The organism is Brachybacterium nesterenkovii (genome assembly GCF_900163655.1).
Classification (GTDB): domain Bacteria; phylum Actinomycetota; class Actinomycetes; order Actinomycetales; family Dermabacteraceae; genus Brachybacterium; species Brachybacterium nesterenkovii.
In genome coordinates, this window is sequence record NZ_FWFG01000059.1 from 35,531 (window position 1) to 47,888 (window position 12,358).

The 12,358-nt window shown below is 69.7% G+C and carries 8 protein-coding genes; 6 read left to right on the top strand and 2 right to left on the bottom strand.

Annotated elements, in window-relative coordinates; genetic code table 11:
* Positions 1-359: 359 nt before the first annotated feature.
* Positions 360-1,772: an IS1380 family transposase gene (locus FM110_RS06620; protein WP_087103803.1), complete on the bottom strand. Its 1,413-nt coding sequence runs from the start codon at positions 1,770-1,772 to the stop codon at positions 360-362.
* Positions 1,773-2,252: 480 nt separating this feature from the next.
* Here FM110_RS06620 and FM110_RS06625 point away from each other — a divergent pair, with 480 nt between their 5' ends.
* The 6 genes from FM110_RS06625 (at position 2,253) to FM110_RS14530 (ending at position 11,306) form a co-directional block, all read left to right on the top strand.
* Positions 2,253-3,905, top strand: a complete 1,653-nt coding sequence (locus tag FM110_RS06625) for a peptide ABC transporter substrate-binding protein (RefSeq protein WP_087103805.1) — start codon at positions 2,253-2,255, stop codon at positions 3,903-3,905.
* 210 nt (positions 3,906-4,115) lie between these two features.
* Positions 4,116-5,042 (top strand): ABC transporter permease, encoded by a 927-nt coding sequence (locus FM110_RS06635; protein ID WP_087103810.1) that lies wholly within the window; start codon positions 4,116-4,118, stop codon positions 5,040-5,042.
* The gene (locus FM110_RS06640) at positions 5,032-6,006 is read left to right on the top strand and encodes an ABC transporter permease (RefSeq protein WP_087103812.1); all 975 of its coding nucleotides are present in this window, start codon (positions 5,032-5,034) and stop codon (positions 6,004-6,006) included. The genes FM110_RS06635 and FM110_RS06640 overlap by 11 nt, the downstream gene beginning before the upstream one ends.
* Positions 6,003-7,895, top strand: coding sequence for an ABC transporter ATP-binding protein (locus tag FM110_RS06645; protein ID WP_407641032.1), 1,893 nt, complete (start codon positions 6,003-6,005; stop codon positions 7,893-7,895). The genes FM110_RS06640 and FM110_RS06645 overlap by 4 nt, the downstream gene beginning before the upstream one ends.
* A 196-nt stretch (positions 7,896-8,091) precedes the next feature.
* Positions 8,092-10,014: a translational GTPase TypA gene (typA, locus tag FM110_RS06650; RefSeq protein ID WP_087103814.1), complete on the top strand. Its 1,923-nt coding sequence runs from the start codon at positions 8,092-8,094 to the stop codon at positions 10,012-10,014.
* Positions 10,015-10,259: 245 nt separating this feature from the next.
* Positions 10,260-11,306, top strand: a complete 1,047-nt coding sequence (locus FM110_RS14530; protein ID WP_234991978.1) for a CDP-alcohol phosphatidyltransferase family protein — start codon at positions 10,260-10,262, stop codon at positions 11,304-11,306.
* Between the two features lie 476 nt (positions 11,307-11,782).
* On the opposite strand, the gene FM110_RS06665 is transcribed toward FM110_RS14530, so the two are convergent.
* Entirely contained in the window at positions 11,783-12,145 is a 363-nt protein-coding gene (locus tag FM110_RS06665; RefSeq protein WP_234991979.1) for a putative acetyltransferase, read from the bottom strand.
* Between the last annotated feature and the right edge of the window lie 213 nt (positions 12,146-12,358).

Genomic DNA, 12,358 nt, shown 5'->3' on the forward strand with positions numbered 1-12,358 from the left:
CTGTTTTCCTGCAACGAAGCGAATCAAGGCTGTAGTCTATCTTGACGGCACCGCATACGTGGGGAAATGCGTTTCGTTGGCCCCGGGTAAATCTACTTCAGTCACGGGAACGCCTAAGCGTGGCGTGTTTGTGCATCAGTACAAGGGGACGTGGCAGTGGTGCTGACAATGGAATGGTGTCGGTCCTAGCCTCGATCTTTCATCGAGTTGGTGAGCGCGGGCAGTCGGCGTCGTTGCCGGTGTTCAGCTGCTGATTCTGGCATCCGGGTATGACAGATCGTCGCAGTGTCCGTTGCGGGCGGTCGGGTTCCACTCCCGAGAGGTTGATGCTGGTCGGTGGGGCGGGTGGAGCAGCTTGGTCAGGTCTGTGCGACGGCGGTGCGGAGCCGGTTGACGCCGGTCAGGACCCTCACGGCTTCAGGGGCGTGCTGGGCGAGATGGAGGACCTTGTGCCGGCTGCGGCGCACGAGGGTCGCGGGGATCTCGAACAACCGCGCGCGGAGCCGTTTGGGTTCCCACTTCCTGGCATCGTGGCCGGTCAGAGCGATGGTCTGCATCCAGGCGACAAGCTCGGAGGCGAGCTGAATGATCTGGCACCAGATCTGGTTCTGCGCGTACCCCTGCAACGGGAACTTCGCAAGGCCCATGTCCTTGGCGTTACGGATCCTGTCTTCGCAACGCGCGCGGCGACGGTGTCGCAGCTCGAGGACGGGAAGTTGGCCGCGCGGGGTGTTTGTGGCGAACGCGGTGATGCGCATTCCTTCGTGATCGGTGATCAGCAGCTGCGCTCCGGGGTGGGGGCGTTCCTTCCGCACGATCACCCGCATCCCCGCAGGCCAGCCGGAAAGGTCCAGCAGTCCGGTCAGCTCCGCCACGAACGCCCCGTCGCGGACGCCATCGTCATCACTGTCATAGGCGGGGGTCCACGCCGCGGCCTCGTCGATGCGTTTGAGCAGGTCAGGGGTGCTCGCGGGGAGGGTGAACCCGACGGAGTAGGCCAGCCGCCGTGTGGTCACCCACTGGAGAAAGTCCTTGGTGCCGCCGGCCCCATCGGTGCGGATCAGGATCTTCTTCGACCCCCGCCCGCCCCGGCCCAGCAGGGCCGCTGGGAGCTGTGCAAGAGCCTCACGGGTAACGGTGATGTGATCGGCGGCCGTGTTGGAGCCGGCGTTGCCGGGACGGAGCTGGATCGCCAGCGGCTCACCGGTCCCGGTCTGGCCGTGGTCGAGGAACGCGCATAGAGGGTGGTAGCCGAAGCCGCGTTTGAACGTCGGTGCGGCCTGCTCCTTCTCGCTGTGGGCGGTGATCAGGGTGGCGTCGAGGTCGATGACCAGCGGCTTCTTCACACTGGCCCCCGCGGCTGGAGAGTGGCCGCCAGCAAGGGCCCAGGCTCGTTCACGCGCGGTCCGACGGGCCTGGGAGATCGCTTCGATCACGGCAGAAGCATCCTGGGCGAGCACGGTGAGCATGCGGGAGATCGTCGGAGCCGAGGCGACGTCACCGAACACTCCCGGCTCGCAGCGCAGCAGATCGGTATCCGAGGCGACCTCTCCGCCCACCGCGAGAGTCATCGCGAGGTCCAGCAAAACCTTCGCCGCGTGGTGCTCTGCCAGCGGCTTCGTCCACGGACCCAGCACCTCACGCAGCGAAGGAGCCAGGCCGGTGGCGTGGATCGTGTCGGTCAACAGCACCGCGCCGGCGTGCGAGACCGCGGGGACCTCAGCGATGTCCACGCGCGGGCGGGGGTAGAAGAACAAGGTAGGGTGGGACACCTGAAAGGTGCTCCTTCCGGCGGATCAATACGAATCTGAACAACCCGTATCATTCCAGGTCAGGAGCACCTTTCTCTATGCCGTCCGCCGATCGGGACCACACCCCCGTGGAATCCCGAGGCTAGGGTGGCCTGTGTTGGCCCTGTGTAAATGGGTTTCACAGAAAGGCGAGTGATCGTCAAGGCTGACCCGCACGATATTTTTCGACGCGCAGTCAGGTGACCGAGGTCGAGTGGCTGTGGAGATCTTTGGCGCTCCGAAGCGATCCGTCTTGGTGTGCGGTGGACTGTGGGAAGGCTGGTCCTCCGCGGCTTGTAGTTCATATGAGGTGAGGCCGTAGGTGTCCCGGCCGGGTGGGAACTTGACGAATCCGAGACGGAACTGTGACCTGTGGGGGTCGGGGCGTGGGGGAGACTTGATCTACCAAGGCGCCCGTGTGCTCCCCGCCCGGGCGCGCCCCACGACACACAGGAGACGTCCATGGCGATTTCGCGACGTTCGATGATCCTCGGCACCGCCGCGGCCGGCACCTCGGCTGTGGCCCTCGCGGCCTGCGGCGGCGGCAGCGACGGCGGCAGCGACGGCGGCTCGGGTGCCGCCGCGGACGCGATCCGCACCAACGGCTCTGAGCCCGAGAACCCGCTCGTCCCGACCAACACCAACGAGACTGGTGGAGGCAAAGTCATCCAGTCCATGTTCTCCGGCCTCGTGTACTACACGGCCAAGGGTGAGGTGGAGAACGAGGTCGCGGAGTCGATCGACTCCGAGGACAAGCAGACCTGGACCATCAAGATCAAGTCCGGTCAGAAGTTCTCCGACGGTTCCGCGGTCACCGCGAAGTCCTTCGTGGACGCCTGGAACTACGGGGCGCTCACCACTAACGCGCAGAAGGCGCAGTCCTTCTTCGAACCGATCGAGGGCTTCGAGGACGTCGCCGCCGAGACGCCCACTGCGGAGACCCTCTCGGGCCTCGCGGTCGTCGATGACACGACCTTTACCGTCAAGCTCGTCTCCCCGCAGTCGGACTTCCCCAAGCGTCTCGGCTATTCGGCCTACATGCCGCTTCCCGAGTCCGCTCTCGCGGATATGAAGGCCTTCGGGGAGAAGCCCGTCGGCAACGGCCCCTACAAGTTCGAGACCTGGACCCATGATCAGGAGATCGTGCTGACGGTCAACGAGAACTACGACGGCCCGCGCAAGGCCAAGAACTCGGGTGTGACCTTCGTGATCTACTCGGATCCGGAGACCGCTTACAACGACCTGCAGACGGACACGGTCGACATCGTAGACAGCCAGTCGATGCCGACCTCCGTCCTGTCGACCTTCGAGGAGGACCTCGGGGACCGTGCGGTCAACGCCCCCGGCGCCGTGTTCCAGTCCTTCACGATCGCCCAGAACGACCCGAACTTCTCGGGCGAGGCCGGGAAACTGCGCCGTCAGGCGATCTCCTACGCGATCGACCGCAAGCAGATCTGCGACTCGCTGTTCAACGGCACCCGCACCCCGGCCACCGACTTCGTCGCTCCGACGATCCCTGGCGGCGGCGCCAAGGACATCCCCGGCGCGGAGGTCCTGACCTTCGATGCGGCCAAGGCCAAGGAGCTGTGGCAGCAGGCCGAGGGCATGCAGCCCTTCTCCGGCGAGTTCACGCTGTCCTACAACGCGGACGGCCCGCACAAGGACTGGGTCGAGGCCGTGTGCAACTCGATCAAGAACAACCTGGGCATCACCGCCACGCCGCAGCCGTTCCCGGCCTTCGGCGAGTTCCGCAAGCAGATCACGGACCGCCAGATGAAGGGCGCGTTCCGCTCGGGCTGGCAGGCCGACTACCCGTCGGTGTTCAACTTCCTCGGCCCGCTCTACTCCACGGCCGCGGCCGACGGCAAGGGCTCGAACGACGGCGACTACAAGAACCCCGAGTTCGACGGCCTGCTCGCCGAGGGCCTCTCGGCCGCGGACGACGCCGCCGCGCTCGAGAAGTACAAGGCGGCCCAGGCGATCCTCATGCAGGATCTCCCGGCCATCCCGCTGTGGTACCAGAACACCCTCGGCGGCTACTCGAACAACGTGAGCGACGTCGAGTTCGGCTGGGACACCGTCCCGCTGTGCTACGAGGCCACCAAGGAGGCCTGATCCCCCGAGGATCGGCTGATCAGACGGCGGGAGCCGGCCCAGCGGGGCCCGCTCCCGCCGTCGTCATGCCGGACCTGGGAAGGACTGTCCTGCGCCGGGTCCGTACACTGAGCCCCCAACGGCACGATGCGAGCGCCGTCGAGCGCCGCACCGCCGTCGCGGTCGTCCTCCGTCGTCGACCGTCCCGACCCCCTTTCGAAGGTGACCCTTGTGATCTGGTACATCGCGCGGCGCGTGCTGCAGATGATCCCCGTGTTCCTGGGCGCGACCCTCCTCGTCTACGCCATGGCGTTCTACGCCGGCGGAGACCCGATCGCGGCGATCGCGGGCGACAAGCCCCTCTCGCCGGCGGTCGTCGCCCAGCTCCGCGAGCAGTACAACCTCGACAAGCCCCTGATCGTCCAGTGGCTCATCTACCTGGGCAACCTCGTGCGGGGCGACCTCGGCATCTCCCTCCAGGGGCGCCCGATCGCCGACTCCCTGCAGTCCGCGTTCCCGGTGACGTTCCGCATGGCGCTCATCGCGATCGTCGTCGAGACCGTCCTGGGCGTCGCGGCCGGTGTGATCTCGGGCCTGAAGAAGGGCACGATCATCGACACGGCCTTCCTCATGGTCTCGCTGCTCGTGATCGCCGTCCCCACCTTCGTGATCGGCTTCGTCGCCCAGTTCCTCCTGGGCGTCAAGCTCGAGCTCGTGCCGGTCAACGCCTCCGGCGGCGGCTTCGGGGATCTGATCCTGCCCGGCTGCGTGCTGGGCGTCGTGTCCTTCGCCTACGTGCTGCGCCTGACGCGCACGTCGGTCGCGGAGGTCGCGACGGCCGACCACGTCCGCACGGCGACGGCCAAGGGCCTGTCCCGCGGCGGCGTCGTCACCAAGCACATCCTGCGCAACTCGCTGATCCCCGTCGTCACGTTCATCGGCGCCGACCTCGGCGCCCTCATGGGCGGCGCGATCGTCACCGAGCGCATCTTCAACGTCCACGGCATCGGCTCGGAGCTGTGGAAGGCGATCACCAAGTCCGACAGCCCCAAGATCGTCACGATCGTGACGCTGCTCGTGGTCATCTTCCTGATCGCCAACCTCATCGTGGACCTGCTCTACGCCGTGCTCGACCCGAGGATCCGCTATGCGAAGTGATGTCATGAACCCCGATGCCCCCCGCGCGGACCAGGGCCATTACGTCGCTCCGCTCGGCGAGACCCCGCTGCAGGAGGTCGACTCGGTCGACCCGAACGCGACGCCCCGCTCCCTGTGGGGCGAGGCGATGCACACCCTGCTGCGCAACCCCGTCTTCGTCGTCTCGACCCTGCTGATCCTGTTCGTGCTGTTCGTGGCCGCCTTCCCGGGCGTGTTCACGAAGGTCGACCCGACCTACGGCGTCATCTCCGACTCGAACCTGGCCCCCGGCGAGGGCGGGCACGTGCTCGGCACCAGCCGCCAGGGCTACGACATCTGGGCCCGCACCGTGCACGGCGCCCGCATCTCCGTGCTCGTCGGCTTCTTCACCATGCTGCTGTCCACGCTCATCGGCGGCACGCTCGGCGCGATCGCCGGCTACGTCGGCGGCTGGCTCGACGAGGTCCTCTCGCGCATCAACGACATCTTCTTCGCGATCCCGCTGGTGCTGGGCGCCATCGTCTTCGCCAACCGCTTCCCCAACGGCATGAACCTGTGGACCGTGTCGCTCGTCCTGTCGATCTTCGGCTGGACGTCGATCGCCCGCATCATGCGCGGCAGCGTCATCTCCGTGAAGAACCAGGACTTCGTCATGGCCTCGACCGCGCTCGGCGCCTCGAAGACCAAGATCCTCCTGCGCCACGTGATCCCCAATGCGATCGCCCCCGTGATCGTGACGGCCACGGTGAACCTGGGCGTGTTCATCGTCGCGGAGGCCACGCTGAGCTTCCTCGGCGTCGGCATCACCAACGCGGTGTCCTGGGGCGCGGACCTCTCCTCGGCCAAGGACTCTATGCGCACGCTCGAGAACAACCCGTGGGTGCTGTTCGCCCCCTCGATCGCGCTGGCGCTGACCGTGCTGAGCTTCATCATGATGGGCGACGCCGTGCGCGACGCCCTCGACCCGAAGGCGAGGAAGCGATGACCGCCACCGCAGACATGACCGGTTCGCACGCGGCGGGCCAGGGCGGCGACACCGAGCGGCCGCTGCTCGAGATCCGCGACCTCGACATCACGTTCACCACCTCCACGGGCCACGTCAACGCGGTCCGCGGCGCGAACCTGAGCGTCTACCCCGGCCAGACCGTCGCGATCGTCGGCGAGTCCGGCTCCGGCAAGTCCACCACCGCGATGTCCATCGCCCGCCTCCTGCCCCGCAACGGCAAGGTCACCGGCGGCACCATCCGCTTCGGCGGCAAGGACATCACCGACGTCCCCAACCGCGAGATCCTCGCCCTGCGCGGCAGCGAGATCGGCCTGGTCCCGCAGGACCCGATGAGCAACCTCAACCCCCTGTGGAAGGTCGGCACCCAGATCGACGAGGCGCTCGCCGCCAACGGCGTCGCCAAGGGCGGTGCGGCGCGCAAGCGGACGATCGAGCTGCTCGAGGAGGCCGGTCTGCCCGACGCGGAGCGCCGCGCCGGCCAGTACCCCCACGAGTTCTCCGGCGGCATGCGCCAGCGCGCGCTCATCGCCATGGGCCTCGCGGCGCGCCCGCGCCTGCTCATCGCCGACGAGCCCACGAGCGCGCTCGACGTGACCGTCCAGCAGCAGATCCTCGACCACCTCGACTCTCTCACCAGCGAGCTGGGAACGACCGTCCTGCTGATCACGCACGATCTGGGCCTGGCCGCCGAGCGCGCCCAGCACCTCGTCGTCATGTACAAGGGGCAGGTCGTCGAGTCCGGTCCCGCGCTCGAGCTCCTCCAGAAGCCCCAGCACCCGTACACCAAGCGGCTCATCGCGGCGGCCCCGTCGCTGTCGTCCCGCCGCCTGGTCTCCGCCAAGGAGCGCGAGGAGGTGCTCGAGCAGGCCCAGCACGCGGCGTCCTCGCTCGAGCCCACCACCCTCACCGGCTCGATGCGGCAGGTCGACGGCCCGGACGTCGTCGTGAAGGTCGAGAACCTCACCAAGGTGTTCCCGATCCGCGGCAAGGTCCCGTGGAAGTCGACGCCGTTCACCGCGGTCGATGACGTCTCCTTCGAGCTCGAGCGCGGCACCACCACGGCGATCGTCGGCGAGTCCGGCTCGGGCAAGTCGACCGTCGCCCAGATGGTGCTCAAGCTGCTGCAGCCCACCTCCGGCCGCGTGCTGTTCGAGGGGCGCGACATCACGGAGATCACGGGGCGCGACCTCATGGCCCTGCGCCGCCGCGTCCAGCCGATCTTCCAGAACCCGTACGGGACGCTCGACCCGACGTTCTCGATCTACCGCACGATCGAGGAGCCGCTGCGCCTCCACTCCATCGGCAACCAGAGGTCCCGCGAGGCGAAGGTGCGCGACCTGCTCGACAAGGTCTCGCTGCCGGCCTCGATGCTCCAGCGCTACCCCAACGAGCTCTCCGGCGGCCAGCGCCAGCGCATCGCGATCGCCCGCGCGCTCGCGCTGGACCCCGAGGTCGTCGTGTGCGACGAGGCCGTCTCGGCGCTCGACGTGCTGGTCCAGGCGCAGGTGCTGCAGCTGCTCAACGACCTCCAGGCCGAGCTCGGGCTGTCCTACATCTTCATCACGCACGACCTCGCGGTCGTGCGCCAGATCGCGGACCGCACCCTCGTCATGGAGAAGGGCCGTGTGGTCGAGCAGGGGACCACCGAGGAGGTCTTCCACTCCCCGCAGCAGGACTACACCAAGCGGCTGCTCGCGGCGATCCCCGGCGGCTCGATCCCGCTCGCGGGCTCCGAGACCATCGAGGTCGACATCGACCCGGAGGAGGCGGCGGAGGCCGCCGCGGCGGCCGAGGCCGAGGTCGAGGGCCCCTCATCGCCGCTCGGCGGGGAGCCCACGGACCCGTTCACCGCGGCCGGTCGCGCCTGACGGCCGCCCGTCCCGGTGCATCCAGCGCGCCGTCGCCCCTCAGGGCGGCGGCGCGCTGCGCATCCCACTCGCGCCGCGCAGAACGGGCCCAAGATCACGTCGCCCGACCCTGACCGGCCTGGAGAGCGGACCGTAGGATGCTGGAGGCCGCTCTGTCGGAGTGCCGGCCTCCATCGACGAATCGAGTTGCCCCCGCATGTCCATCCAGCACCGCACCGACCTGCGCAATGTCGCCATCGTGGCCCACGTCGACCACGGCAAGACCACCCTGGTCGACGCCATGCTGACCCAGGGCGGCGCCCTCGGGGACCGCGACAAGCACGACGACCGCGCGATGGACTCGGGCGAGCTCGAGCGCGAGAAGGGCATCACGATCCTCGCCAAGAACACGGCGATCCGGTACCACGGCCCCTCCGCGGCCGCCGCGGGCCACCCCGAGGGCATCATCATCAACGTCATCGACACCCCCGGCCACGCCGACTTCGGCGGCGAGGTCGAGCGCGGCCTGTCGATGGTCGACGGCGTCGTGCTCCTGGTCGACGCCTCCGAGGGCCCCCTCCCGCAGACCCGCTTCGTGCTGCGCAAGGCGCTCGCCGCGAAGCTGCCCGTGATCCTCGTGGTCAACAAGACCGATCGCCCCGACGCCCGCATCGACGAGGTCGTCTCCGAGACCACCGATCTGCTGCTGGGCCTGGCCTCCGACCTGGCCGACGAGGTCGACGACCTCGACCTCGACGCCGTCCTGGACGTGCCCGTCGTCTACGCCTCCGGCAAGGCCGGCCGCGCCAGCCTCACCCAGCCGGCCGACGGCGCCCTCCCGGATTCCGAGACCGTCGAGCCGCTGTTCAAGACGATCCTCGAGTCGATCCCCGCCCCGTCCTACGACGACGAGATGCCGCTGCAGGCGCACGTCACCAACCTCGACGCGTCCCCGTTCCTCGGGCGCCTCGCGCTGCTGCGCATCAAGAGCGGCGAGCTGTCCAAGGGCGACACCGTCGCGTGGGCCCGCCAGGACGGCACGATCAAGAACGCCCGCATCACCGAGCTGCTCGAGACCAAGGGCCTGACCCGCGAGCCCATGACCCGCGCCGCCCGCCCCGGCGACATCGTCGCGGTCGCCGGCTTCGCGGACATCATGATCGGCGAGACCCTCACCGACGTCGAGGACCCGCGCCCCCTGCCGCTGATCACGGTCGACGACCCCGCGATCTCCATGACCATCGGCATCAACACCTCGCCGATCGCCGGGAAGCACGGCAAGGGCCACAAGCTCACCGCCCGCCAGGTCAAGGACCGCCTCGACGCTGAGCTCGTCGGCAACGTGTCCCTGCGCGTGCTGCCCACCGATCGCCCCGACGCGTGGGAGGTCCAGGGCCGCGGCGAGCTCGCGCTCGCGATCCTCGTCGAGCAGATGCGCCGCGAGGGCTTCGAGCTCACCGTCGGCAAGCCGCAGGTGCTCACCCGCGAGATCGACGGCAAGCGCTGCGAGCCCGTCGAGCGCATGACCATCGACGTGCCCGAGGAGTACCTCGGCGCCGTCACCCAGCTCATGGCCGCCCGCAAGGGCCGCATGGAGACCATGTCCAACCACGGCTCCGGCTGGGTCCGCATGGAGTTCATGGTCCCCTCGCGCGGCCTCATCGGCTTCCGCACCCGCTTCCTCACCGAGACCCGCGGCACCGGCATCGCCTCCTCGATCGCCGAGGGCTACGAGCCGTGGATGGGCCCGATCGAGCTGCGTGCCAGCGGCTCCCTCGTCGCCGACCGTCCCGGCGCGGTGACGCCCTACGCGATGATCAACCTGCAGGAGCGCGGCTCGTTCTTCGTCGAGCCCACCTCCGAGGTGTACATGGGCCAGGTCGTCGGCGAGAACTCCCGCAACGAGGAGATGGACGTCAACATCACCAAGGAGAAGAAGCTGACGAACATGCGCGCCGCGTCGTCGGACTCCTTCGAGAACTTGGTGCCGCCGCGCAAGCTCACCCTCGAGGAGTCCCTCGAGTTCGCCGCCGATGACGAGTGCGTCGAGGTCACGCCCGAGACCGTGCGCATCCGCAAGGTCATCCTGGACCCGACGGAGCGCGCCCGCTCGCGCGCCCGCGCCAAGGCGTCCGTGTGACCGATCGGGCGGCTCCGGGAGCGGTGCGCGGGGCGCACTGGGACCGGAGCGCGCCCGATCCCGCGGGGGCGTCGCGCGTCGGCCGTCAGCCGTCCCGATCCGCGGCCGCGCCCTCCGGGCGTCCGGCGTCGCGCGGCGCAGCGGCGTCCCACGGAGCAGCAGCGGCGCCAGGCGGGGCCGCTCACGCAGACCCCACCGCCGTCGAGGAGGGGACCGACCGGGCCAGCCGCATCGCGCAGGCCCTGATGGGGGCGCTGCTGGGCGTCGTCTCCGCGCTGCTCATGGTCACCTGCCATCGCCTGAGCCTGCCCCTCGGGGGCTCGGGGGCTTCGGGCGGCGCGGGTGGGTTTGAGCTGCCGATCGGCCTGATCCTGGGCGCGGTGCTGCAGACGGCCTGCTGCGTCTTCCTGCTCGCCTCGACCGGGCGCCGACTGGGCGTCGTCACTCTCGCCGTCGTGTGGTTCCTCGTGGCCCTGCCCTTCGCCGGGCAGAGCGCCGGCGGGGGAGTGCTCATGCCCGCGGCGATCGGCGAGACGGTGCAGTACCAGGGCTGGGTGGTGCAGATCCTCGGGATCGGCATCCCGCTGCTCGCCCTCGCGCTCTGCTGGGTCCAGCGGATGCGGCGCCTGTCGGCCAAGAGCCCCCCGGAGGCCCGGGGCATCCGTCACGGCCGATGCGCGGGAGCAGGAATGAACCGGGTCGAGGACGGGGAGCGCCGCCCCGATCCCGGACCCGGGACGCCGACCAGCCGCTCGGATTGGGCGACGATCCCCAACGCCGTCACCCTCGTCCGCCTGTTGCTGCTCGTCCCCGTGTGCGTCCTGCTCGTGCGCGGCGGCCCCGATCCGCTGGCGGTCGTGCTGCTGCTGTGCTGGGCGCTGACCGACTGGATCGACGGCTTCCTCGCGCGGCGGCTCGACCAGGTCAGCCGCGTCGGCGAGGCCCTCGATCCCGTCGCCGACCGCCTCGGCCTCGTCGGCATCTGCCTCGCGCTCGCCCTCGCCGGTCTGCTGCCGTGGGCCGCCCTGGGGGTCGTGCTCGTCGTGGACGTCGTGATGGCCTCGGCGACGGGGCGCTCCGCGCTGCGGGAGAGCCTCGGCGTCTCGAAGATCGGCAAGGCGCGCACCGCGATCCTCATGATCGGGGTGTTCCTGCTGGCCGCCGCGGCCGCCTGGGCGCCGTCCCTGATCGCCGCCGCGCAGGCCCTCGTGTGGCTGGGGGCCGCCCTGCACGTCGTCGCAGGCATCGGCTACCTGCTCACGGCTCGGGCGAGGCGGGTCCGTCGGGGCTGACGGCCGCGGGGACGGTCGCTGGGGCGGTCGCTGTCGATGGTGCGCCGTCGCCGGCGTGGGCTTCCTGCTCACGGCTCGGGCGAGGCGGGTCCGTCGGGGCTGACGGCCGCGGGGACGGTCGCTGGGGCGGTCGCTGTCGATGGTGCGCCGTCGCCGGCGTGGGCTTCCTGCTCACGGCTCGGGCGAGGCGGGTCCGTCGGGGCTGACGGCCGCGGGGACGGTCGCTGTCGATGGTGCGCCGACGTCCTCGGAGAGTCGGTGTCGGTCGAGAGCCGACGCCCACGGAGAGACGGGGCTGCGGCGAGTCGACCATGGAGCGTCGGCGTCGCTCGGCGGGAGGTCGCGGCGGTGCGTCACGCCTGCGGTGGGGTCTGCGCCGCCGCATGACGAGCTCGCGCATTCTCCGGCCTATCTCCCGCGCAGCTCTATGGCGTGGCCTCGTGCCGGTGGCGGGGCCGGGGCGTGCCGTCAGTGCGTCAGGCCTGCGGTGGTGCCGGGCGGCGCCGGACGGGCGGGGGCGGGACCTGCTTCGCGGCGACCACGAGGCCGCGGACCACGCGGGCGGCGCCCCGCTTCGTCATCACCGTGACGGTGTCGTCATCGACGCTCTCGATGTACCCGAGCGCATCCGTCACGCTCTCGCCGTGCGGAGAGGCGTCGGGATCGATCCGGTAGCGCAGCACCACGCGCACCCCGGGCACGAGGAACGGCGCCCACCCGGGACGGGGCAGAGGCGCGTGGGCGTCGGGCTCCGCACGGGCGGGGCTAGACGTGGCGGGGTTCGCCTGGACGGGCGTCGAGGCGGTGGACTCCGGGGTGTCGGGGTCGGGGATCGGCATGCCTCGAGCCTACGAGCCGCGGGGGACGGGGCGGCGGGGCGTTCCGCTGGGGCTCGGCCGTGGGCGGATTGGTCGATTGTCGTCGGAATTCGAGCCTCTTTCCGACGAGGAACGACCATTCCGTGCAGGCATTCCGACGAAAAGTGACCACACGGCCGTGCGCTTCCGGCCGGCAGGTGATGCTCTCCTCGGGGCGAGGGGCGAGGGGCGAGG

Coding starts and splice junctions, on each gene's coding strand:
- FM110_RS06625 (WP_087103805.1), top strand. CDS start 2,253: ATGGCGATTTCGCGACGTTCGATGATCCTCGGCACCGCCGCGGCCGGC.
- FM110_RS06640 (WP_087103812.1), top strand. CDS start 5,032: ATGCGAAGTGATGTCATGAACCCCGATGCCCCCCGCGCGGACCAGGGC.
- FM110_RS06645 (WP_407641032.1), top strand. CDS start 6,003: ATGACCGCCACCGCAGACATGACCGGTTCGCACGCGGCGGGCCAGGGC.
- typA (WP_087103814.1), top strand. CDS start 8,092: ATGTCCATCCAGCACCGCACCGACCTGCGCAATGTCGCCATCGTGGCC.
- FM110_RS14530 (WP_234991978.1), top strand. CDS start 10,260: ATGGGGGCGCTGCTGGGCGTCGTCTCCGCGCTGCTCATGGTCACCTGC.
- FM110_RS06665 (WP_234991979.1), bottom strand. CDS start 12,145: ATGCCGATCCCCGACCCCGACACCCCGGAGTCCACCGCCTCGACGCCC.